The organism is Aureimonas endophytica, assembly GCF_014642635.1.
In the GTDB taxonomy this organism is placed as follows: domain Bacteria; phylum Pseudomonadota; class Alphaproteobacteria; order Rhizobiales; family Rhizobiaceae; genus Plantimonas; species Plantimonas endophytica.
Genome location: NZ_BMIQ01000005.1, coordinates 176250 through 197929 on the forward strand (window position 1 = coordinate 176250; position 21680 = coordinate 197929).

Below are 21680 nucleotides of genomic sequence, written 5' to 3' on the forward strand. Positions count from 1 at the left end.
GGCCGCTCAGCCGGCGCCCGGATGCGGCACGCCTTCGGCGAGGAGGCCGCGTTCGGTAAGGGCGGTCCAGAAGTCCGGCGGGATCTGTGTCTCGAACCAGGCCGCGTTGGCGCGGATCTGGGCGGCGTTGCGGGCGCCGACGACGACCGAGACCACCGCCGGATGGGCGAGCGGGAATTGCAGCGCCGCCGCCTGGAGGGGAATGCCGAACTCGGCCGCGACGCCGCGCAGCCCCTCGGTGCGCCGGATCATCGCCTCCGGCGCCGTGCCGTAGTTGAAATTGCCGTTGCCGGCGAGGATGCCGGAATTGAAGACGCCGGCCGCGACGATGCCGGCGCCCCGCGCGTGGCAGGCGGCGAGGAGGTCGAGGCTCTCCTGTTCGAGCAGCGTGTAGCGGCCGGCCAGCATCGAGACGTCGAGATCGCATTCCTCCAGCGCGTCGCGCACCGCCTGCGCGTCGTTGACGCCGAGGCCGAAGGCGCCGATCGCGCCGGCCTCGCGCAGTTCGCTCAGCGCCCGGAAGCCGCCGCCCTTGGTCAGCGCCGCCCAGTGCCGGCCATGCGCCTCGCCATGGACGCCCGTCTCGATGTCGTGGACATAGAGGATGTCGATCCTGGCGAGGCCGAGGCGCTGCCGGCTCGCCTCGAAGGCTCGGAGGATCGCGTCGTAGGAATAGTCGTAGAGCTGGACGAAGGGGCTCGGATCGACGAAGCCCGCATCCTCGGCGCGCGGCGCCGGCTCCGGCACCATCAGCCGGCCGACCTTGGTCGACAGGCGGAACTCGGCGCGCGGCCGGTCGTCCATCAGGGCGCCGAGCCGGCGCTCGGAGCGGGTGAAGCCGTAGAAGGGCGCCGTGTCGAAATAGCGGATGCCGAGGTCCCAGGCGGCCTCGGCCGTCGCCTGCGCGTCCGCGAAGGGCGTGTGCTTCAGGAGATGGCCCATCTGGGCGCAGCCGAGGCCGAGGGCGGTGAGCGCGATGTCGGCGCGGGCGAGCGTTCTCGTATCGGTGATCTTCATGCGAAATCTCTCAAGCGGGACGGATCAGCCGAAGCGGGCCGCCATGGCGGCGAGGACGCCCTCGGCGGCGATATCGGCGACGGCGCGGCTGAGCGGCACGGCGAAGCGCGGATCCTTCGGCAGATCGGCGCCGAACACGGCCTCGAAGCGCAGAAAGGCCTCCGTCTCCGCCTCCGGGCCGAGACGCGGCGCGGGCCGGCCGGGCCAGGCGAGAAGCGCGGGATCGGCGACGGCGAAGGCCTGTCCCGCATCGTTCTCGCCGGACGAGGAGCGGATCCAGGCGGCGACGGCGAAGACCAGCGCCTCGATCCCCTCCCCGCGCGCCAGCCGCTCGCGGGCGGGGCTGACGAGGCGCTGCGGCACCTTCAGCGAGGCATCCGTCGCGATCTGCGCGGTGCGGTGCGGCAAGGCCGGATTGGCGAAGCGCGGCAGGAGCGCCGCGCGATAGGCGGCGGCCGTCGCGGCGTCGATCGCGAGCGTCGGCTCCGTCTCGGCCCAGTAGCGTTCGAGGAAGCGCCGCACGCCCGGATGGGCGACGGCCTGCGGCACGGTCTCGAAGCCGGCGAGCCGGCCGATCGCGGCGATCGCGGTATGGGCGCCGTTGAGGAGGCGCAGCTTCATGTGCTCGTAGGGCTCGACATCGGCGACGAAGCGCACGCCGCTCGCCTCGAAGGGCGGGCGCTCGCCGGCGAAACGGTCCTCGACGATCCAGTCGAAGGCCGGCTCGGCGAGAACCGGCCAGGCGTCGAAAAGGCCCGTCAGCGCCGCGACCTCGCGGCGATCGGCCTCGGTCGTCGCCGGCACGATGCGATCCACCATGGCGGAGGGAAAGGCGATCGTCTCCTCGATATAGGAGCGGAGCGCCGGGTCGCGGGCGGCGGCGAATTCCGTCAGCACGGCGCGCAGCATCGCGCCGTTCTTCGGCAGGTTGTCGCAGGAGACGATGGTGAGCGGCGGCGCGCCCGCCTGCCGGCGCCGGTCGAGGCCGGCGGCGAGGAAGCCGAGCGCCGAGACCGGCGGGCCAAACGCGGCGAGATCGGCGGCGACGGCCGGGTCGGCGCGGTCGAGCCGGCCGGTCGCGCGGTCGATACCGTAGCCCTTCTCGGTGATCGTCAGGGTGACGAGCTTCACCGCCGGATCGGCGAGGGCGGCGATCAGCGCCTCCGGCTCCTCCGGCGCGACGATGATCCTGAGGAGCGAGCCGACGACGCGGGCGGAGACGCTCGCCCCGTCGCGCAGCGCGAAGGTGTAGAGACCGTCCTGCGGGCACAGCGCGTCGCGCGTCTCGGGCGAGCGCAGCGAGGCGGCGACGATGCCCCAGCCCATGTCGCCGCGCCGGAGCGCGTCGTCGGCGAAGACGGCCTGATGGCCGCGATGGAAGGCGCCGAGGCCGAGATGCACGATGCCGGGCCGGGCGGCGGCGCGATCGTAGCGCGGGCGGCCGATCGCCGGCGGCAGGCGGTCGAGCGCCCCTTCCGAGAGGCGCGGACGCTCCGTCGCGGCGGGTTCCGAAGGCGAGGACAGCATCAGCCGAACTCCATGCCGCCGTTCATGTCGATCACCTCGCCGGTGATGAAGCCGGCGAGCGGCGAGGAGAGGAAGGCGACGGCATGGGCCACCTCCTCCGGCTCGCAGAAGCGGCCGACGGGAATGGCCTTCAGCTGCCGGTCGCGCTGCTCCTGCGTCAGCTGTTCGAGGATCATCGGCGAGACGACATAGGCGGGGGCGACGGCATTGGCGGTGATGCCGGTGCCGGCGAGCTCGCGCGCCGAGGAGAAGGTGAGCCCGACCAGCGCCGCCTTGGAGACGGCATAGCCGGTGCCGGCCGTCAGCCCGCCCGACTTCCAGGCATAGGAGGCGATGTTGACGAGGCGGCCCCAGCCCGCCGCCTTCATCGCCGGGACGAAGGCCTGGGTGAGAAGCAGCGCCGCGTCGAGATTGACCGCCATCAGCGCGCGCCATTCGGCGAGCGTCGTCGCCTCCAGCTTGTGCGGCGACAGGATGCCGGCATTGTTGACGAGGATGTCGACGCGCCCGAAGCGGGCGAGGATCTCGCCCGTGCCGGCCGCGACGGCATCCGGATCGGCGAGGTCGATCGCGAAGGGCGCGGCGCCGTCGCCGAGCGCCAGCGCCTGTTCGAGAAGCGCCTGGCCTTCCCGGTCGACCAGCGCGACGCGGGCGCCGGCCGCCCTCAGCACCGCGACGATGGCGCGGCCGATGCCGCCGCAGGCGCCCGTCACCACCGCCGTCTTGCCGCTCAGATCCATGGCCTGTCCTTTTCCTGGCGCGCCCTACCGCTCACGGCGCGTAATGGCGTCGTTCCTCGTCGGGCAGGTGCTCGAAGAGAATGAAGATCTTGTCGAGATGGGCGGTCAGCGCCGCTTCCGCCGCCGGCGCGTCGCCCCGGTCCAGCGCTTCGACGATGCGGCGATGCTCCTCCACCACGACGGGCAGGCGCTCCGGGCTGCCGGAAAAGCGGATGAAGCGGGTGAGCCGCGTCTTGGCGGCGAGAACCGTCGGCCAGACGCCCTCGCGGCCCGCCTGGAGGGCGATGAGCTGATGGAAGCGCTCGTCGTCGCGGTGGAAGCCGTCGACATCGCCGCGCGCGATATCCGCGCTCTGCGCGTCGAGCGAGTCGGAAAGGGCCCGGCTCGCCGCCGGCGTCCAGCGCGCCGCCGCCTCGCGCAGGAGTTGCGCCTCCAGCGTGCGGCGCACGAAATGGCTGTCGTGGATGCCGCCGAGCCGGATGCGCGAGACGAAGCTGCCCTGCTGCGGGAAGACCTCGACCAGCCCCTCCTCGCCGAGGCGCTGGATGGCGGCGCGCACCGGCGTGCGCGACACGGCGAACTGGCGGCAGATGGAATTCTCGCTGATCGCCGCGCCGGGCGAAAGGCGCACGGTGAGGATCGCCTCGCGCAGGGCGGCATGGACCTGGTCGGCCATGGACAGGCGCCGGTCGAGCGCGAAGGGCAGATCGGCGAGCCCCCCCGCCTCCGCCTCCTCGCCCGCCATCGGCGGCCTCTCGGTCACGTTCGAAACCATGCGGGCGAATTTCCCGTTGCAGCTTGGATACAAGGATACTAGGATCGCAGGGCGAAGCGCAAGGCGTCGCGAGCGGTCCGGGACGGAAAACGAGGATCGCCGCGATTCGGCGCCGTGTCATTCATGGGGAGGACCAGAAATGTCGATTTCCATCCGGCGGGCCCTGGCGGCCGCGCTCGTACTCGCATCGTCCGGCACCGGGGCGCTCGCCGCCGACGACAGCCGGATCGGCCTCGTGCCCGGCGGCCCGCATCCCTATTTCGCGGCCTGGGACCAGGCGGCGAAGGATGCGGCGAAGGATTTCGGCCTCTCCGGCGCCGACTACAAGGTGCCGCAGAAATGGGAGCTCAGCCAGCAGAACCAGCTGCTCGAAAGCATGCTGAGCCAGGGTTATAACGGCTTCCTGATCTTCCCGGGCGACAGCGTCGGCACCGTCTCCACCGTGTCCGAGATCGTCGGCAACGGCGCGCCCGTCGTCACCGGCGCCGGCTGCCTGAAGGACCCGTCCGAGGCCGCCTTCTGTCTCGGCACCGATACCGGCAATTCGGCCTATCTCGGCACGCAGGAACTCCTGAAGATCCTCGGCCCCGGCAAGCGCATCGCCCATTTCACCGGCTTCCTGGTCGATCCGAACACGCAGCTGCGCATCGACGCGGTGGCGAAGGCGGCCAAGGAAGGCGGGGCGACCGTCGTCCAGGTCATCGCCGACATCGACGCGCCGGAGCCGGCGGAGGAGAAGATCAACGCCTATCTCGCCGCCCATGCCGGCGAGGTGGACGGCATCGTGACGACGGCCTGGGTGCCGGCGGTGGTCGCCGCCAACGCGTTGCGCAAGATCGGCGACAAGCGCATCAAGATGGTCGGCATCGACCATGACGAGGTGGTGCTGAAGGCGATCAAGGACGGCTTCGTCTCGGGCACCATGCTGCAGAATCCCTATGGCCAGGGCTATATCGGCGCCTTCGCGCTCGACAAGCTGCGCAAGGGCTGCACCGTGAAGGCGGACGCGCCCTTCAAGTCGAACGCGCTGACGGCGAAGTTCATCGATTCCGGCACGATCTATGTCGCGGCCGACAAGGTGGACTCCTATGTCGACGCGATGCGCGAGAAGACCAAGACGCTGCTCGCCAGCTTCGGCGACACCTATCTCGCCTGCCCCTGACGCCCGAAGGTCCGGCCGGCCCGGCCCTCGCCGCGCCGGCCGCCTCCCGTTTCGAACCCGCCCGCTCGAGGAGCGCTCCATGACGATCGACGAAGCGCCCGCCGGCGCGCCGGCGCGCGCGGCAAGGTCCCGCCGCGAGCCGAGGCCCGGCTTCTGGCTGACCAACGAATTCGGCCTTCTGGCGCTGATCCTCCTCTTCGGCCTCCTCTTCGCCACGCTGGCGAACGGCTTTCTCTCGCCCTTCAACCTCTTCGCGCTCGGCCGCACCGCGGCGGTGAACATCGTCATCGGCCTTTCGATGATGGCGGTGATCGTCACCGGCGGGCTCAACCTTGCGGTCGGCGCCATCGGCGTCTCGGCCGCCATGGCCTGCGGCTACGGCGTGGAGACGCTCGGCCTGCCCTGGCCGCTCGGCCTTCTCGGCGGGCTCGGCCTCGGCGCGGCGCTCGGCTTCGTCAACGGCTGGACCGTGGTGCGCACCGGCCTCCACAGCTTCATCATCACGCTGGCGACGATGAGCATCTTCTTCGGCGCGATGATCTTCCTGACGCGGGCGGAATCCTTCCGGCAGCTGCCGCCCGCCTTCGCCGCCTTCGGCCGGGCGAAGCTCGGCGGCACCGTCTCGCCGCTGCTCCTCGTCACCATCGCGGTGATGCTCGCCCTCGTCTATCTCTATCGCTTCACCGCGCTCGGCCGCGAGATGCTGGCGGCGGGGGCGCGGCCGGAAGCGGCGGAACTCTCCGGCATCCGCGTCGGCCGCGTCTTCGTCCTCTGCCACGTCCTGTCCGGCCTCCTCGCCGGCGTCGCGGCGCTGATGCTCGTCGCGCGCAACGGCGCGGCGATCCCCTCCATGGCCGGCCAGCTCGGCCAGGACTGGCTGCTGCCGGCCTTTCTCGGCCCCGTCCTCGGCGGCACGCTGCTGAACGGCGGCAAGGTCTCGGTGATCGGCACCGCGCTCGGCGCGCTCCTCGTCACCATGCTGACGAGCGGGCTCCTCCTGCTCCAGCTCGGCGAGTTCTGGATCCAGTCCTTTCTCGGCCTGCTCCTGCTGCTCGCGGTGCTGATCGACAAGGCGCGCCGCTCCTATCTCGCCCGGAGGAATCTCGCATGAGTCCCGCCGCCCTTCCCGCCGCCGGCCCGGACGGCGCCCTCGCCCGGCTGCTGCGCGCCGACTGGTTCGGCCCCGGCCTCGTCACGCTCGCGGCCATGGCGCTGATCGGGGCGCTCAGCCCCTCCTTCCTCTCGCCGCTCAATCTCCAGATCCTGGCGCTGGCCATCGCGGTGAACGCGCTGATCGCCTTCTCGCAGATGATCATCATCGCCATCGGCCAGATGAACCTCTCGGTCGGTGCCATCGGCGGCCTTTCCGCCATCACCTTCGGCGGGCTGATGGACGCGTTCGGCCTGCCGGCGCCCCTCGCCGCCGGCGCCGCCCTGCTCGTCGGCCTCCTCTGCGGCGCGCTGAACGGGCTCTTCATCGTCTGGACCGGCATCTCCGCCTTCGTCATCACCCTCGCCAGCCTGTCGATCTACAAGGGCATCAATCTCGGCGTCACGCGGGCCGAGCCCTTCTACGGCATCGCCGAGGGCGTGAAGGCCTTCGGCCAGGCGCTCGTCCTCGGCCCCCTGCCCTGGCTCGCCGTGCCGACGATCCTCGTCGCGCTCGGCCTCAGCTTCATGCTGGCGCGCCTGCCGATCGGGCGCTTCGTCCTGGCGGTCGGCGGCAACGCCCATGCGGCGGAGCTCTCCGGCGTCTCGGTCGGCCCGACGGTGGTCTTCGCCCATGCCCTGTCCGGCATGCTCGCCGCGCTCGCCGGCATCCTTCTCGTCGCCCGCCTCCAGATCGGCCAGCCGACCATCGGCGACGACTGGCTGATCCTCTCCTTCGCCGCCCCGGTCATCGGCGGCGCGGTCCTCGCCGGCGGCCATGTCAGCGTCGCGGCGACGCTGTTCGGCACCGCCATCGTCGCGATCATCACCCAGGCCCTCGTCCTCTTCAACATCGATCCCTTCCTCGTGCAGATCGTGCTCGGCGCGCTGATCCTGGCGGCGGTCGGGCTCAACCGGCTGCGCGAGGCGAGGCTCGCGGCGACCCGGCGGGGAGCGGCGCGATGACGGCGATCTTCGAGGCGCGTGGCATCGAGAAGTCCTTTCCGGGCGTCAAGGCGCTGAAGGGCGTCTCGCTGACGCTCGACACCCATTCCATCCACGCGCTGCTCGGCGAGAACGGCGCCGGCAAGTCGACGCTGATCAAGATCGTCACCGGCGTGCAGCGGCCGGATGCCGGCACGCTCCTCCTCGACGGCCGGACCGTCGCCTTCGCCAATCCGCGCGAGGCGATCGCGCAGCGGATCGGCGTCGTGCACCAGGAGCGCAATCTCATCCCGCGCTTCTCCGTCGCCGAGAACATCCATCTCGAACAGATCGCCGGCCACCTGACGAAGCCGGTCGACCATGCCGAGCTGAACCGGCAGGCGGCGCGCTGGCTGGAGATGCTCGGCCTCGACATCGATCCGCGAACGCCGGTCTCGCGGCTCAGCGTCGCCCAGATGCAGCTCGTCGAGATCGCCAAGGCCCTGTCGCTGCGCTCGCGCGTCCTCCTTCTCGACGAGCCGACCGCCTCGCTCACCTCCAACGAGACGGACCGGCTCTTCGCCTTCCTGAAACGCCTGCGCGACGGCGGGGCGAGCCTTCTCTTCGTCAGCCACAAGCTGGAGGAGGTGCAGGAGATCTGCGACAGCGTGACGGTGCTGCGCGACGGGGCGAATGCCTGCGCCAGCCGGTCGATGGCCGGCATGGGCCGGCAGGATATCGTCCGCCTGATGATCGGCCGGGCCGAAAGCGAGAGCCCGCGCCGCGACGGGGCCGCGAAGGCCCGGCAAGCGCCGGTGGCCCTCAGGCTCCGCGGCGTCGAGACCGCGCTCGGCCATCGCGCCATCGATCTGGAGGTGAAGGAAGGCGAGATCCTCGGCCTCTACGGCCTCGTCGGCGCCGGCCGCACGGAGCTCGCCCGCTGCATCATCGGCCAGTCCGCCATCACCGCCGGCACGGTGGAGGTGGCCGGGCGGCCCGCCCGGATCCGCGACGTCGCCGAGGCGATCCATCGCCACCGGATCGGCTATGTCAGCGAGGACCGCAAGGGCAACGGCCTGGTTCTCGCCCATTCGGTGCTCGACAATGCCGGCATCGCCGTCTGGCGGGCGCTGTCCGGCCGCTTCGGCTTCCTGACGAACGGGCGCGTGCGCGCCGCCGTCGCCCCCTTCATCGACAAGCTGGAGGTGAAGACGCCGAGCCTGTCGCAGACGGTCGGCCTCCTGTCCGGCGGCAACCAGCAGAAGATCAGCGTCGCCAAGTGGCTGGCGGCGGGGGTGAAGATCCTGATCGTCGACGAGCCCTCCGTCGGCATCGACATCAAGACCAAGGCCTATCTGCACGATCTCCTGAGGGAACTGGCGAGCGCCGGCACGGCGGTGATCGTCATCACCAGCGACATGCCGGAAATGATCGCCCTCGCCGACCGCATCGCCGTGATGGACGGCTACCGCCTCAACGGCGAGATCCAGAACAGCGGCGTCTACGAGACGATGAGCGAGGCGATCATGGGCCTCATCCACCGGACCGAGGCGGCGGCCTGACGCGCCGCCCCGGCGGGGCCGCGCTCGGTCAGCGCGCCGACCGCCGCGCCGCGCCGTGGCGCGCGATCACGTCCTCGACCGCGCCCGGCGCCAGCCGCGTCTCGCGCACGAGGAGCGCGGCGCCGGTGATCCCGGCATCGCCCGAGGGACGGGCCGTCACGATCGCCAGCTCGCGCGTCGCGAGCGGCAGCGAGCGGTGATAGATCACCTCGCGGATGCCGGCGAGGAGGGTGTCCTCGGCATCGGCCAGCGTCCCGCCGATGACGATGGTCGAGGGGTTGAGGATGCTGACGACGCTCGCCAGCACGTCGCCGAGGATGCGGCCCGCCTCGCGCACGAGATGGATCGCCAGCGGCTCGCCGAGGCGGATCAGCGCCACGACGTCCCGCGCCTCGCGCGCCTCGATCCCTTCCGCCCGCAGCTCGCGCGCGATCGCCCAGCCGGCGGCCCGCGCCTCGACGCAGCCGACCTTGCCGCAGCGGCAGAGCGGGGCCGGCTCGCGCAGGAACTGGATATGGCCGATATCGCCGGCGCCGCCCTGCGCCCCGCGATAGATGCGCCCATCGGTGATGATGGCGCTGCCGATGCCGGTGCCGATCTTCACATAGACGACGTCGCGCGCGAGGGGCCGCAGGCGGCGATGATCGGCGAGCGCCAGGAGATTGACGTCGTTCTCGGCGAAGACCGGCGCGCCGAGCCGCGCTTCCAGCCAGGAGCGGATGTCGAACTCGTCCCAGCCCGGCATGACGGAGGGGCCGACGACCCGCCCCCGCGCGAAATCCACCGGCGCCGGCAGGCTGAGCCCGATGCCGAGAACTTCGCCCGCCGCCCGGCCGAGCCGCGCCAGCAGCGCGCGAAAGCCCCGCGCCATCCAGTCGAGCACGGGTTCCGGGCCGCGCCGCAGGTCCATGGCCTCGGACGTTTCTTCGAGGATGCGCCCGTCGAGATCGGTCGCCGCGAGGCGGATGCGCCTTTCGCCGAGATCGGCGGCGAGGATCACGGCGAAGCCGGCGCGAAGGCGCAGGACCCGGGCCGGGCGGCCGCCGCTCGGCAAGGTCTCCTCGGCCTCCTCGACCAGCCCGGCTTCGAGAAGCGCCGAAAGGCGCTGCGCCACCGTGGCGCGCGACAGGCCGGCGCGGTCGGCCAGCGCCGAGCGCGAGCGCGCCTCGCCGGAGGCGATCAGCGCGAGAAGCTCGCCGCCCCCCGCCGCCGCCCCCGGCTCGCGTCCCGTCGCGGCGCGCGCGCCCTCCACCTTCACCGTCATGCCGTCCGTCCTCTTCGGTTCTCCAAGCCTAGCGCGTTCCAACCCGTCAGGGTTATGTCTAAAAAAATGCATATCTTGTGATCATTTCGATTGACGCCGAGCCGATCATGGCGCCATCCTGCCCTTGTTGAGCCGAAGGCGCGGGATGGGAGCCCCGCGCCCTGCGATCGGCTCTCGGGGAGGAAACATTGACCGACTTGCTCGATGCGGCCCGCAAGGGCGCGCCGCGGCGCCTGCGCGCCCTGGCCTATGCCGGCACCGTCCTCGCCCTCGGGCTCTGCGGCCCGACGGCATCGGCCTTCGCCGAGGACATCCTGATCGGCGTCGTCACCAAGACCGAAGCCAATCCCTTCTTCGCCAAGATCCGCGAGGGCGCCACCGCCAAGGCGAAGGAGATCGGCGGCGTCACGATCCAGAGCTATGCCGGCAAGTTCGACGGCGACAATGACAGCCAGGTCACGGCGGTGGAGAACCTCGTCTCGGCCGGCGCCAAGGGCATCCTGCTCGTGCCTAGCGATTCCAAGGGCATCGTCCCGGCCGTCGAGCAGGCGCGCAAGGCCGGCGTCTATGTCGTGACGCTCGACACCCCGCTCGATCCGCCGGACGCGGCTGACGCGACGCTCGCCACCGACAATTTCAAGGCCGGCGAGATGATCGGCGCCTGGGCGGCGAAGACGCTCGGCGACACGTCCAAGGCCAAGGTCGCCTTTCTCGACGCCCTGGAGAACCAGCCGACCGTCGACGCGGCGCGCGACCAGGGCTTCATGAAGGGCTTCGGCATCGATCCGAAGGACACGAGCCGCTATCTCGACGAGGACGATGCGCGCATCGTCGGCCATCAATGGGGCAAGGGCTCGGAGGAAGGCGGGCGCACCGGCATGGAGACGCTGCTCCAGAAGGACCCGGAGACCAACGTCGTCTACACGATCAACGAGCCGACGGCGGCGGGCGCCTACGAGGCGCTGAAGGCGATGGGCAAGGAAGGCGCGACCCTTCTCACCTCCGTGGACGGCGGCTGCCCCGGCGTCCAGAACGTCAAGGCCGGCGTCATCGGCGCGACCGCCATGCAGTTTCCGCTGAACATGGCGACGCTCGGCGTCCAGGCGATCGTCGACCACGTGAAGTCGGGCAAGACGGTGGCGCCGACGCCCGGCCTCGCCTTCTTCGACACCGGCGTGAAGCTCGTGACCGACAAGCCGGTGGACGGCCTGCCCTCGATCACCTCCGACGAGGCCCTGAAGCTCTGCTGGGGCTGAGGCCCGCCGCGTTTCCGGCCGCCGCCGCTTCTCCGGCGGCGGCCGTTCCATGAGAGGGCCGCGCCATGAATTCCGTCCCCGATCCGCAAGCCTCCGGCCCCGCCGGCTTCGAGCGGGCGCTCGCCGGCAGCGACACGCGCGAGGCCGCGTTCGAGGACGCGCCGCGCGGGCCCCTGCAACGCCTCCAGCGCTTCCTGCATCTCTATCCGACGCTGGTGCCCTTCATCGTCCTCGCGGCCAGCATCGCGGTCTTCTCCGCCATCGTCGGCACGCGCTTCTTCCAGCCCTTCAACCTGTCGCTGATCCTCCAGCAGGTGACGATCATCGGCATCATCGGCATCGCCCAGACGCTGGTCATCCTGACGGCGGGCATCGACCTCTCGGTCGGCGCGATCATGGTCCTCGCCTCGACGCTGATGGGGCGCCTCGCCATCCTCGCCGGCCTGCCGCAGGAACTCGCCTTCGCCATCGGCATGCTGACCGGGCTCGGCTGCGGGTTCCTCAATGGCCTGCTCGTCACCGCCTTCCGCCTGCCGCCCTTCATCGTGACGCTCGGCAGCTGGAGCGTCTTCGGGGCGCTCAATCTCTGGTATTCGGGCAGCCAGACCATCCGCGCCCAGGAGGTCGCCGCCTCCGCCCCGATGCTGCAATGGATGGGCGCGGCGATGCAGATCGGCGGCGCCCGGATCACCGCCGGCACGCTTTTGATGCTCGGCCTCGCCGCCGTCGTCTGGTATGTCCTCAACTCGACGGCCTTCGGGCGGCACGTCTATGCGACGGGCGACGACCCGGAGGCGGCGACGCTCGCCGGCATCCGCACAAGGCGGGTGCTCCTCGCCGTCTATGCCTCGGCCGGCCTCATCTCGGCGATCGGCGCCTTCGCGCTCATCGGCCGCGTCGGCGCCATCAGCCCGACCTCCGGCGCGACCGCCAATCTCGATTCCATCACCGCGACGGTGATCGGCGGCACCTCGCTCTTCGGCGGGCGCGGCACCATCGTCGGCACCCTGGTCGGGGCGCTGATCGTCGGCGTCTTCCGCAACGGCCTGGCGCTCGCCGGCCTCGACGCGCTCTGGCAGGAATTCGCCGTCGGCATCCTGATCATCGCGGCGGTGGGCGTCGACCAGTGGATCCGCAAGGTCTCGGCATGAGCCCCGCTCCCCTTCCCCGCCGCGCCTGACCGGACAGCATCGCATGCCGCCAGACCATCGACGCATCGAGGTTCGCCGTCCCCGTTTCAGCCTCGTCATCCCGGGCCCGACCCGGGATCCATGCCTCGGCGGCGACGCGCCGGCGCGGTCGACGATCGATGTCCTTCCCCGCAGGTCCCGTTCCGTGGCGATCGACCCGGCATGGATCCCGGCTCAAGGCCGGAATGACGATGCGGCAAGGCGGATGGGTACCCGCAAAGGCGCATTGCTATGACAGCCTATCTCATCGGCATCGATTTCGGCTCGGAATCGGCGCGCGGCGTGCGGATCGATCTCGCCACCGGGCGTCAGGAGGCGAGCCGCGTCCATGCCTATCGCCACGGCATCGTCACCGGCGCGCTCGGCGGCCGCGCGCTACCGCCCGGCTTCGCGCTCCAGGTGCCGGCCGACTATCTGGCGGCCGCCGAGGACATCCTCACCCATCTGGGGCAGGGCCGCGAGATCGCCGGCATCGGCATCGACTTCACCGCCTCCTCACCCCTGCCGGCGAGGGCCGACGGCACGGCGCTGGCCGATCTTCATCCCGACGCGCCCCATGCCCAGGTGAAGCTCTGGAAACATTCGGCCCAGGCCCAGGCCGACGCGATCAACGCGCGCGGCGGCGCCTTTCTCGCCCCCTTCGGCGGCCGGGTCTCCGGCGAATGGCTGCTCGCCAAGGCGGCCGAGACGGCGAGCGCCGCGCCCGAACTCTGGGACGAGACCGAGCGCTTCATCGAGGCGGGCGACTGGCTCGTCTGGCAGCTGACCGGCGAGGAGGCGCGCAGCCTCGATTTCGCGGCCTATAAGGCGCAATATTCGGCGGAAGCCGGCTATCCCGAAGGCGTCGTGCCGGGCCTTGCCGCCCGCCTCGCCCCGCCGCGTCCCGTCGGCAGTCCGGCCGGCGCGCTGACGCCGGACTGGCGCCGCCGCACCGGCATCGTCGGCGCCGCCACGGTCGCCGTCGCCGCGATCGACAGCCACGGCGTGCTGCCGGCGGTCGGCGCCGTCGCGCCCGGCCTCTTCGTCGGGGCGCTCGGCACCTCGGCCGGCTTCCTGGTGCTCGACGGCACGGCGCGCGGCCTGCCGCCCGGACTGGAAGGCGCCGCCTTCGGCGCGGCGCTGCCGGATCTCTGGTGCCACGAGGCGGGTCAGGCGGCCTTCGGCGACATGCTCGCCTGGTATGTGCGCGCCTTTCCGCGCGACGGCGACCTGTCGCGCAACTTCGCCCTCCACAACGCGGCGGCGGCCAGCGTCCCGCCGGGATCGGACGGGCTCATCGCCCTCGACTGGTTCGCCGGCAACCGCGTGCCGCTCGCCGATTCCCGCCTGTCGGGCCTCGTTCTCGGCCTCAGTCTCAAGACGCGGCCGGAGGCGATCTACCGCGCGCTCATCGAGGCGCTCTGCCATGGCACGCGCGCCATTCTCGACACGGCGCTCGCCGGCGGCGTGCCGATCGAGCGGGTGATCATGACGAGCGGCCTGACGCGCAGCAATCCGCTGCTCGTCCAGATCCTCGCCGACACGCTCGACCGGCCGGTGGAGGTGCCGGAGATCGACAATCCGACGGCCGTCGGCGCGGCGATCCATGGCGCGGTCGCCTGCGGCGCCGTCGCTGGTTTCGCCGCCGGCGCCGCCCGCTTCGGCGCGCGCGATTGTCTCATCTACCGCCCCGATGCCGGCCGCGCCGCGCTCCACGACCGGCTCTACGACCAGTATCGCCGTCTCGCGGCGGACACTGCCCTCCGGGAGAGCATGCACGCGCTCCAGGCCTTCCGCCCCTAGAGGCCGTCCCGGACCCCGGACAGGCGTCGCGCCTAGCCCGCCGGCCGGCCCTCCGGCGCCCGCGCCGGGTCCATGTTCATGTTAGTGCCCGATGCATAGGCCGTCATGATCGCACCCAGCAGTCCCGGAAAGCGCGTCTCCACCTCGGCGCAGCGCGCATGGTTGCGCATCTCGACGCCCTGGCGCTCGCTGCGGATCAGCCCGGCCTCGCGCAGCACCCGGAAATGCATCGACAGGGAGGATTTCGGGATCACCCGGTCGCCGATCGCCGCCACCGTCGAGCACGAGCCGACGCAGCCTTCCCTCGCGACGCGGATGAAGATCGCCGCGCGGTCGGGGTCGGACAGGGCATGGAGGATCGCGTCCGGCCGCAGGTCCTCGATCGCGGGATGGAATAAAGGTCGCATGATCCATCCATATAGGATCTTGACGCCGATTTCCTTAGTTCCAATATTCAGAACTATGGGACTTGAGGCGCCGTCTCGACGCCGGCCCGGATCGAAGGTCAGGACATATGTCGAAACTCGACGGCAAGGTCGCGGTCGTCACGGGCGCGTCGAAGGGCATCGGCGCCGCCATCGCCAAGGCACTGGCGAAGGACGGCGCGAAGGTGGTGGTCAACTACGCCTCCAGCGGGGCGGGCGCGGAGGCCGTGGTCGCGGCGATCAAGGCGGAAGGCGGCGAGGCCATCGCGGTCCGGGGCGACGTCTCCAAGGCGGCCGAGGCGGAGGCGCTGGTTGAGGCGGCGGTCGAGACCTTCGGCCGGCTGGACATCCTCGTCAACAATTCCGGCGTCTACGAATTCGCCGCGATCGGGGACGTCACCGAGGAGCACTATCGCCGCCACTTCGACATCAACGTGCTGGGCGTCCTTCTCACCAGCAAGGCGGCCTCGCGGCACCTGACGGAAGGCGGCAGCATCGTCAACATCTCGTCGGCCGTCACCAGCATCCATCCGGCCTCGACCGCGGTCTATAGCGGCACGAAGGGCGCGGTGAACGCGATCACCGGCGTTCTCGCCAACGAGCTCGCCCCTCGCAAGGTCCGGGTCAACACGGTCAGCCCGGGCTACGTGGTGACGGAGGGCACGCATACGGCCGGCATCGCGGGCTCGGAGATGGAAGCCGGCATGGTGGCGCAGACGCCGCTCGGCCGCGCCGGCCGGCCGGACGACATCGCCGGGGTCGTCGCCTTCCTCGCCTCCGACGACGCGCGCTGGGTGACAGGCGAGGAGATCACCGCCAGCGGCGGCGTGCGCTGAAGGTCCGGCGGCCGGGCGGCGAGACGGGGCCGCCGCTATTTCGCGGCGTCCCGGACCGCCGGCCCGGCCACGCCCGGCTTGCCGTAGAGGCCGAGATTGGCGTCGCCCCAGACCTTGAGGGCGGCGAGGATCGGCTCCATCGTCCGGCCGAGCGGCGAGAGGCTGTATTCCACCTTCGGCGGCACCTCAGCATAGACCTTGCGCTCGATCAGCCCGTCCTCCTCCAGCTCGCGGAGCTGGTTGGTCAGCATGCGCGGCGTGACGTTCGCCACCTGCCGCTTCAGCTCCCCGAAGCGCAGCGTCCCCGAAAGGAGATGGAAGAGGATCACCGACTTCCACTTGCCGTCGATCAGCCCGACCGCCGCCTCCACGGCGCAGCCGGGGCTGCAATCGAAGCGCGAGAACCGGGCCTTGGCCATCACGGTATCCTTTTCGACACTAGGGGCGAATTTTGTGCGTATTGATCTCCCATGACGATAGCGCCAGTTTCCGCGTCCATCAACGACGACAAGGCAGGACGGACATGAAGGCCATCGGCTATCAAAGCCCCGGAGCGATCGACCGCGCCGACGCGCTCGTGGATATCGAGCTGCCGCGTCCCGTGGCGACCGGGCGCGATCTCCTCGTGGCGGTGGAGGCGGTGTCGGTGAATCCGGTCGACACCAAGGTGCGCCGGAGCGCCGCGCCGCCGGAGGGCGAGTGGAAGGTCCTCGGCTGGGACGCCGTCGGCCGCGTCGTCGCCACCGGCGAGGCGGTCACGGGCTTCGCGCCGGGCGATGCCGTCTTCTATGCCGGCTCGATCGCGCGGCCCGGCGCCAATAGCGAGTTCCATCTCGTGGACGAGCGCATCGTCGGGCCGAAGCCCGCCACCCTGTCCAAGGCCGAGGCGGCGGCGCTGCCGCTGACGGCGCTCACCGCCTGGGAGATGCTGTTCGACCGGCTGGACGTCGCCCGGCCCGTGCCCGGCGCGGCGAAGGCCATCCTCGTCGTCGGCGGCGCGGGCGGCGTCGGCTCCATCGCCATCCAGCTCCTCCGGGCGCTCACCGACCTCACGGTGATCGCGACGGCCTCGCGCCCCGAAACGCGCGGCTGGGTCCGGGATCTCGGCGCCCATCACGTCGTCGATCACGCCCGGCCGCTCGCCGAACAGGTCGCGGCGCTCGGGCTCGGCGCGCCCGCCTTCGTCTTCTCCACCACCGAGACGCATCGCCATCTCGGCGAGATCGTGGAGTTCATCGCGCCGCAGGGCCGCTTCGGCCTGATCGACGATCCGGCCAGCCTCGACGTGCTGCCCTTCAAGCGCAAGGCGGTCTCGATCCACTGGGAGCTGATGTTCACCCGCTCGCTCTTCGAGACGTCCGACATGGACGAGCAGGGCCGCATCCTCGCGAAGGTCGCGCGGCTGGTCGACGAGGGGCGGATCCGCACGACGGCGACCGAGAGCCTGACGCCCATCGACGCCGCCAATCTGAAGCGGGCGCATGCCGTGCTGGAAAGCGGCAAGGCGCGCGGCAAGATCGTGCTCGAAGGCTTCTGAAAGGCCGCGACCCCAAGGGTCGGAAAGGCCCGATCCGCTCGAACTCGAAAGACCTTTCAATTGGTTACGGGTTCGACATATCATCCCCTCCGGTACCCTTGAGGAGTGCTCGATCGTGCCTTTCGCATTCGCATTGGATAGAGCGGCGAGATCGGTCGGTCTCGGTCTCGCGACCTTCGGCCTCCTCGCGGCCCTCCTCGGACGGGCCGGGGCGCAGGAGGCGCCGGCCGCCCCCGTCACCGTCGCCAAGCCGGTCGTGAAGCCGATCGTCGAGGACGACGAGTTCATCGGCCGGTTCGAGGCCGTGGATCAGGTCGACATCCGCGCGCGGGTCGCCGGCTACGTCGCCGAGATCACCTTCTCCGACGGGGCGCTGGTGAAGGCCGGCGACCTGCTGATGACGATCGACAAGGCGCCCTACAAGGCGGCGCTCGACCAGGCGCAGGCGACATGGGAGGCGGCGAAGGCGCGGCTCGACTTCGCCCGGACCGACCTCGAACGCGCCACGACGCTGCAACGCACCGGCGACATCACCACCCAGCTCGCCGACACGCGCCAGCAGAACTTCGCGACCGCGCAGGGCGACTTCAACAGCGCCAAGGCGGCGCTGGACCGCGCCCAGCTCGACATCGGCTATACCGAGATCCGCGCGCCCATCGCCGGCCGCATGTCGCGGCGTCAGGTGTCGATCGGCGATCTCGTCACCGCCGACCAGACGGTGCTGACGAACATCGTCTCCGTCGATCCGATCAACTTCTACTTCGACGTCGACGAGCGCACCTACCTCGCCTATCAGCAGCTCAGCGCCGGCGGCCTCAACACGCCGGTCGGCGACAGCCGCAACCAGGTGAAGGTCGCGGTCGGCGCGGAGCCGCGCCCGATCCATCCGGGCTATCTGGACTTCACGGAAAACCGGCTCGACGCGGAAAGCGGCACGATGCGGGCGCGGGCGGTTCTGCCGAATGCCGACGGGCGGCTGATCCCGGGCCTTTTCGGGCGCATCGCGCTGCTCGGCTCGGAGCCCTATGACGGCGTCCTCATCCCGGACGAGGCGGTCGCCGCCGACCAGGATCGCCGGATCGTCTATGTCCTGAAGCCGGACAACACGGCCGAGATGCGCCCCGTGCGGCTCGGACCGAAGATCGACGGCTATCGCGTCATCCGGGCCGGCCTGAAGGGCGACGACACGATCGTCGTCAACGGTCTCATGCGCGTGCGCCCGGGCGTCAAGCTCGCGCCGCAGACCACCGAGCTGCAGCCCGTCGCCGAGACGCTGGCCGAAGACGCCGCGCGCTGATCGACGCATCCCGGGAAGCCCTTCCATGCGCCTCGCCCATTTCTTCATCGACCGGCCGATCTTCGCCTGCGTCGTCTCGATCCTGATCTCGCTGGTCGGGGCGATCGCCTATCTCGGCCTGCCGGTCGCGCAATATCCCGAGATCGCGCCACCGACCGTGGTGGTGCGGGCCTCCTATCCCGGCGCCAATGCCGAGACCGTCGCCGCCACCGTGGCGACGCCGCTGGAGGAGCAGATCAACGGCGTCGAGAACATGCTCTACATGTCGTCCTATTCCTCGGGCGACGGCAGCCTGTCCCTCACCATCACCTTCCGCCTCGGCACCGATCTCGACCAGGCGCAGGTCCTCGTGCAGAACCGCGTCTCGATCGCCGAGCCGCGCCTGCCCGAGGAGGTGCGCCGTCTCGGCGTCACGACGCTGAAGAGCTCGCCCGACCTGATGATGGTCGTGCACATGCTCTCCCCCGACAAGCGCTACGACCAGCTCTACATCTCCAACTACGCCCGCAACAACGTCCGCGACGAACTGTTGCGCCTCGAAGGGGTCGGCGATCTCCAGATCTTCGGCGAGCGCCTCTATTCGCTGCGCGTCTGGCTCGATCCCGACAAGCTGACGACCTTCGGCCTCACCTCCGCCGATGTCGTGCAGGCGATCCAGGCGCAGAACGTCCAGGTCTCCAGCGGCGCGCTCGGCCAGGAGCCCGCCCCGACCCGCAACGCCTTCCAGCTGACCGTCAACACGCAGGGGCGCTTCAGCGACGTCGCCGAGTTCCGCAACGTCATCGTGCGCTCGACCGACGACGGCCGCCTGGTGCGGGTGCGCGACGTGGCGCGCGTCGAACTCGGCGCGCAGGACTATGTCACCAATTCCTATCTCGACGGCAATCAGGCGGTGGCGCTCGCCATCTTCCAGCGGCCGAACACCAACGCGCTCAACGCCGCCGACGAGATCATCGCCAAGATGGAGGAGCTGAAGGCCTCCTTCCCGCCCGGCATCGACTATCGCATCGTCTACAACCCGACCGAATTCATCTCCGAGTCCGTCAACGCCGTCTATCACACGCTGGGCGAGGCGGTGCTCCTCGTCGTCCTCGTCGTCCTCGTCTTCCTCCAGAGCTGGCGGACGGCGCTCATCCCGATCATCGCGATCCCGGTCTCGCTGATCGGCACCTGCGCGGTGATGGCCGCGCTCGGCTTCTCGCTCAACACGCTGACGCTCTTCGGCTTCGTGCTCGCCATCGGCATCGTCGTCGACGACGCGATCGTCGTGGTGGAGAATATCGAGCGCAACATCGCCGAGGGCCTCAGTCCGCGCGACGCGGCGCATACGACGATGGACGAGGTCGGCACGGCGGTGATCGCGATCGCGCTCGTGCTCGGCGCGGTCTTCGTGCCGACCGCCTTCATTCCCGGCATTTCCGGCCAGTTCTACCGGCAGTTCGCGCTGACCATCGCGATCTCGACCTTCATCTCGGCCTTCATCTCGATCACCCTGTCGCCGGCCCTCGGCGCGCTGATGCTGAAGCCGCACGAGGCCCATGCGCCGGGGCGGAGAGCCGGCCTCGTCCGCCGCGCGGCGGACGGCTTCAACCGCGGCTTCGACCGGATGGCGAGCGGCTATTCCGGCGGCGTCCGGCGCCTCGTCAACCGCAAGCTCATCGTCCTGCCGATCTATGCCGGGCTCGTCGCGGCCACCGTCTTCGTCGGCAACCGCGTGCCGCAGGGCTTCATCCCCTCGCTCGACCAGGGCTATCTGATCGTCGTCGCCCAATTGCCGGACGGCGCCTCGCTGTCGCGCTCGGACGCGGTGACGCGGCGCATCTCCGAGATCGCGCACGAGACGCCGGGGGCGCAATATGCCGTGGCCTTCGCCGGCTTTTCCGGCGCGACCTTCACCAACGCGACCAATGCCTCGACGGTCTTCATCGGCCTCGCCCCCTTCGAGGAGCGGGTGAAGGAGGGGCTGTCGGCCGACAAGATCCTGGCCGACCTGAACGCCCGCCTTCAGTCGATCCAGGAGGCCTTCGTCATCGTGATCCCGCCGCCGCCGGTGCGCGGCATCGGCAATAGCGGCGGCTTCAAGATGCAGGTGCAGGAGCGGCTCGGGCCCGAGATCGGCCGCGTGCTCGCCGCCAGCCGCGAGATGATGGGCAAGGCCGCCGGCGATCCGAAGCTCCAGGGCGTCTTCACGACCTTCACCGCCTCCTCGCCGCAGATCTTCCTCGACATCGACCGGCGCAAGGCGGAGATCCTGAACGTGCCGGTGGAGAATATCTTCGCCACGCTCCAGCAGAATCTCGGCACGGCCTATGTGAACGACTTCAACGCCTTCGGCCGCGTCTACCAGGTGCGCGCCCAGGCCGACCAGCGCTTCCGCATGGAGCCGCGCGACATCGAGCAGCTGCGCGTGCGCTCCTCCAACGGCGCGCTGGTGCCGCTCGGCACCCTCGTCCGGGTGGAGGAGACGGCCGGTCCGAACCTCGTCCAGCGCTACAACATGTATACGTCGGTGCCCCTGCAAGGGAACGCGGCGCCCGGCGTCTCCTCGGGCGAAGCCTTGCAGGAGATGGAGAACCTCGCCCGCGAGACGCTGCCGCAGGGCGCGACCTTCCAATGGACGGAACTCGCCTTCCAGCAGAAGAACACCGGCGACACCGCGATCTTCGTCTTCGCCCTGTCGCTGCTCTGCGTCTTCCTGGTGCTCGCCGCGCAATACGAGAGCTGGAGCCTGCCGCTGGCCATCGTGCTGATCGTGCCGATGGCGGTTCTCTCGGCCCTCGTCGGCGTGATGCTGCGCGGCATGGACAACAACATCCTGACGCAGATCGGCCTCATCGTGCTCGTCGGGCTCGCCGCCAAGAACGCCATCCTCATCGTGGAATTCGCCCGCGAGGCGGAGGTCCGCGACGGCAAGAACCCGGTGGAGGCGGTGGTGGAGGCCTGCCGCCTGCGGCTCCGCCCGATCCTGATGACGGCCTTCGCCTTCATCCTCGGCGTCGTGCCGCTGGTGATCGCGACGGGGCCGGGCGCCGAGATGCGCCAGGCGCTCGGCACGGCCGTGTTCTTCGGCATGATCGGCGTGACGATCTTCGGCCTGTTCCTGACCCCGGTCTTCTATGTCGCGATCCGCTGGATCGACGGCCGCATCGCCCGCTGGCGCGGCAAGCCGGCCGCCGCCGCCCCGCCGGAGCCCGCCCCGGCCGAATGAGGCGGCGGCGCGTCCGGCCGAGGCGCGGC

General features: G+C 70.5%; 18 protein-coding genes. 11 read left to right on the forward strand and 7 right to left on the reverse strand.

Annotated features, from left to right (window positions below; all coding sequences use genetic code 11):
• Nucleotides 1–6: 6 nt before the first annotated feature.
• From IEY14_RS16500 to IEY14_RS16515, 4 genes are read right to left on the reverse strand one after another with little or no spacing between them, the layout of a single operon-like run.
• The gene (locus IEY14_RS16500) at nt 7–1017 is read right to left on the reverse strand and encodes an aldo/keto reductase (RefSeq protein ID WP_188910423.1); all 1011 of its coding nucleotides are present in this window, start codon (nt 1015–1017) and stop codon (nt 7–9) included.
• Between the two features lie 24 nt (nt 1018–1041).
• A complete protein-coding gene (locus tag IEY14_RS16505) occupies nt 1042–2544 on the reverse strand; it encodes a mannitol dehydrogenase family protein (protein WP_188910425.1) in 1503 nt (500 codons plus the stop codon).
• A complete protein-coding gene (locus tag IEY14_RS16510) occupies nt 2544–3284 on the reverse strand; it encodes an SDR family NAD(P)-dependent oxidoreductase (RefSeq protein ID WP_188910427.1) in 741 nt (246 codons plus the stop codon). The genes IEY14_RS16505 and IEY14_RS16510 overlap by 1 nt, the downstream gene beginning before the upstream one ends.
• A gap of 31 nt (nt 3285–3315) precedes the next feature.
• Complete coding sequence (locus IEY14_RS16515; protein WP_188910429.1) at nt 3316–4059, reverse strand: GntR family transcriptional regulator; 744 nt, start codon at nt 4057–4059, stop codon at nt 3316–3318.
• Nucleotides 4060–4198: 139 nt separating this feature from the next.
• On the opposite strand from IEY14_RS16515, the gene IEY14_RS16520 reads away from it, so the two are divergent.
• The 4 genes from IEY14_RS16520 (at nt 4199) to IEY14_RS16535 (ending at nt 8856) form a co-directional block, all read left to right on the forward strand.
• The gene (locus IEY14_RS16520; protein WP_188910431.1) at nt 4199–5221 is read left to right on the forward strand and encodes a sugar ABC transporter substrate-binding protein; all 1023 of its coding nucleotides are present in this window, start codon (nt 4199–4201) and stop codon (nt 5219–5221) included.
• A gap of 79 nt (nt 5222–5300) precedes the next feature.
• Nucleotides 5301–6332 carry an ABC transporter permease gene (locus IEY14_RS16525; RefSeq protein ID WP_188910433.1) on the forward strand — a complete coding sequence of 344 codons (1032 nt, stop codon included), beginning with the start codon at nt 5301–5303 and terminating at the stop codon, nt 6330–6332.
• Nucleotides 6329–7336 carry an ABC transporter permease gene (locus IEY14_RS16530; RefSeq protein ID WP_188910435.1) on the forward strand — a complete coding sequence of 336 codons (1008 nt, stop codon included), beginning with the start codon at nt 6329–6331 and terminating at the stop codon, nt 7334–7336. The genes IEY14_RS16525 and IEY14_RS16530 overlap by 4 nt, the downstream gene beginning before the upstream one ends.
• A complete protein-coding gene (locus IEY14_RS16535; protein ID WP_188910436.1) occupies nt 7333–8856 on the forward strand; it encodes a sugar ABC transporter ATP-binding protein in 1524 nt (507 codons plus the stop codon). Before IEY14_RS16530 ends, IEY14_RS16535 begins: the two co-directional genes overlap by 4 nt.
• A 28-nt stretch (nt 8857–8884) precedes the next feature.
• Here IEY14_RS16535 and IEY14_RS16540 read toward each other — a convergent pair whose 3' ends face one another.
• Nucleotides 8885–10120, reverse strand: coding sequence for an ROK family transcriptional regulator (locus tag IEY14_RS16540; RefSeq protein WP_188910438.1), 1236 nt, complete (start codon nt 10118–10120; stop codon nt 8885–8887).
• 242 nt (nt 10121–10362) lie between these two features.
• Between IEY14_RS16540 and IEY14_RS16545 the strand changes: the two genes are divergently transcribed.
• The 3 genes from IEY14_RS16545 (at nt 10363) to IEY14_RS16555 (ending at nt 14348) form a co-directional block, all read left to right on the forward strand.
• A complete protein-coding gene (locus IEY14_RS16545; protein ID WP_373288997.1) occupies nt 10363–11376 on the forward strand; it encodes a substrate-binding domain-containing protein in 1014 nt (337 codons plus the stop codon).
• Nucleotides 11377–11441: 65 nt separating this feature from the next.
• Nucleotides 11442–12527 carry an ABC transporter permease gene (locus tag IEY14_RS16550; protein ID WP_188910440.1) on the forward strand — a complete coding sequence of 362 codons (1086 nt, stop codon included), beginning with the start codon at nt 11442–11444 and terminating at the stop codon, nt 12525–12527.
• A gap of 270 nt (nt 12528–12797) precedes the next feature.
• Nucleotides 12798–14348, forward strand: a complete 1551-nt coding sequence (locus IEY14_RS16555; RefSeq protein WP_188910442.1) for an FGGY-family carbohydrate kinase — start codon at nt 12798–12800, stop codon at nt 14346–14348.
• A gap of 32 nt (nt 14349–14380) precedes the next feature.
• Here IEY14_RS16555 and IEY14_RS16560 read toward each other — a convergent pair whose 3' ends face one another.
• Complete coding sequence (locus IEY14_RS16560) at nt 14381–14755, reverse strand: ArsR/SmtB family transcription factor (RefSeq protein ID WP_188910444.1); 375 nt, start codon at nt 14753–14755, stop codon at nt 14381–14383.
• 107 nt (nt 14756–14862) lie between these two features.
• On the opposite strand from IEY14_RS16560, the gene IEY14_RS16565 reads away from it, so the two are divergent.
• Nucleotides 14863–15609 (forward strand): glucose 1-dehydrogenase, encoded by a 747-nt coding sequence (locus tag IEY14_RS16565; protein WP_188910446.1) that lies wholly within the window; start codon nt 14863–14865, stop codon nt 15607–15609.
• Nucleotides 15610–15644: 35 nt separating this feature from the next.
• On the opposite strand, the gene IEY14_RS16570 is transcribed toward IEY14_RS16565, so the two are convergent.
• Nucleotides 15645–16028, reverse strand: a complete 384-nt coding sequence (locus IEY14_RS16570) for a winged helix-turn-helix transcriptional regulator (protein ID WP_188910447.1) — start codon at nt 16026–16028, stop codon at nt 15645–15647.
• 104 nt (nt 16029–16132) lie between these two features.
• Between IEY14_RS16570 and IEY14_RS16575 the strand changes: the two genes are divergently transcribed.
• The 3 genes from IEY14_RS16575 to IEY14_RS16585 all read left to right on the forward strand — a co-directional run bounded on the left by IEY14_RS16575 (nt 16133) and on the right by IEY14_RS16585 (nt 21651).
• Nucleotides 16133–17146: a zinc-binding alcohol dehydrogenase family protein gene (locus tag IEY14_RS16575; protein ID WP_188910450.1), complete on the forward strand. Its 1014-nt coding sequence runs from the start codon at nt 16133–16135 to the stop codon at nt 17144–17146.
• Nucleotides 17147–17261: 115 nt separating this feature from the next.
• Nucleotides 17262–18443: an efflux RND transporter periplasmic adaptor subunit gene (locus IEY14_RS16580; protein WP_244639525.1), complete on the forward strand. Its 1182-nt coding sequence runs from the start codon at nt 17262–17264 to the stop codon at nt 18441–18443.
• Nucleotides 18444–18468: 25 nt separating this feature from the next.
• Nucleotides 18469–21651, forward strand: a complete 3183-nt coding sequence (locus tag IEY14_RS16585) for an efflux RND transporter permease subunit (RefSeq protein WP_188910454.1) — start codon at nt 18469–18471, stop codon at nt 21649–21651.
• Nucleotides 21652–21680: the final 29 nt, after the last annotated feature.

What these genes read in the sequence shown, in the direction of transcription:
- IEY14_RS16500 (WP_188910423.1), bottom strand. Translation starts at nt 1,017, where the DNA reads ATGAAGATCACCGATACGAGAACGCTCGCCCGCGCCGACATCGCGCTC.
- IEY14_RS16505 (WP_188910425.1), bottom strand. Translation starts at nt 2,544, where the DNA reads ATGCTGTCCTCGCCTTCGGAACCCGCCGCGACGGAGCGTCCGCGCCTC.
- IEY14_RS16510 (WP_188910427.1), bottom strand. Translation starts at nt 3,284, where the DNA reads ATGGATCTGAGCGGCAAGACGGCGGTGGTGACGGGCGCCTGCGGCGGC.
- IEY14_RS16515 (WP_188910429.1), bottom strand. Translation starts at nt 4,059, where the DNA reads ATGGTTTCGAACGTGACCGAGAGGCCGCCGATGGCGGGCGAGGAGGCG.
- IEY14_RS16520 (WP_188910431.1), top strand. Translation starts at nt 4,199, where the DNA reads ATGTCGATTTCCATCCGGCGGGCCCTGGCGGCCGCGCTCGTACTCGCA.
- IEY14_RS16525 (WP_188910433.1), top strand. Translation starts at nt 5,301, where the DNA reads ATGACGATCGACGAAGCGCCCGCCGGCGCGCCGGCGCGCGCGGCAAGG.
- IEY14_RS16530 (WP_188910435.1), top strand. Translation starts at nt 6,329, where the DNA reads ATGAGTCCCGCCGCCCTTCCCGCCGCCGGCCCGGACGGCGCCCTCGCC.
- IEY14_RS16535 (WP_188910436.1), top strand. Translation starts at nt 7,333, where the DNA reads ATGACGGCGATCTTCGAGGCGCGTGGCATCGAGAAGTCCTTTCCGGGC.
- IEY14_RS16540 (WP_188910438.1), bottom strand. Translation starts at nt 10,120, where the DNA reads ATGACGGTGAAGGTGGAGGGCGCGCGCGCCGCGACGGGACGCGAGCCG.
- IEY14_RS16550 (WP_188910440.1), top strand. Translation starts at nt 11,442, where the DNA reads ATGAATTCCGTCCCCGATCCGCAAGCCTCCGGCCCCGCCGGCTTCGAG.
- IEY14_RS16555 (WP_188910442.1), top strand. Translation starts at nt 12,798, where the DNA reads ATGACAGCCTATCTCATCGGCATCGATTTCGGCTCGGAATCGGCGCGC.
- IEY14_RS16560 (WP_188910444.1), bottom strand. Translation starts at nt 14,755, where the DNA reads ATGCGACCTTTATTCCATCCCGCGATCGAGGACCTGCGGCCGGACGCG.
- IEY14_RS16565 (WP_188910446.1), top strand. Translation starts at nt 14,863, where the DNA reads ATGTCGAAACTCGACGGCAAGGTCGCGGTCGTCACGGGCGCGTCGAAG.
- IEY14_RS16570 (WP_188910447.1), bottom strand. Translation starts at nt 16,028, where the DNA reads ATGGCCAAGGCCCGGTTCTCGCGCTTCGATTGCAGCCCCGGCTGCGCC.
- IEY14_RS16575 (WP_188910450.1), top strand. Translation starts at nt 16,133, where the DNA reads ATGAAGGCCATCGGCTATCAAAGCCCCGGAGCGATCGACCGCGCCGAC.
- IEY14_RS16585 (WP_188910454.1), top strand. Translation starts at nt 18,469, where the DNA reads ATGCGCCTCGCCCATTTCTTCATCGACCGGCCGATCTTCGCCTGCGTC.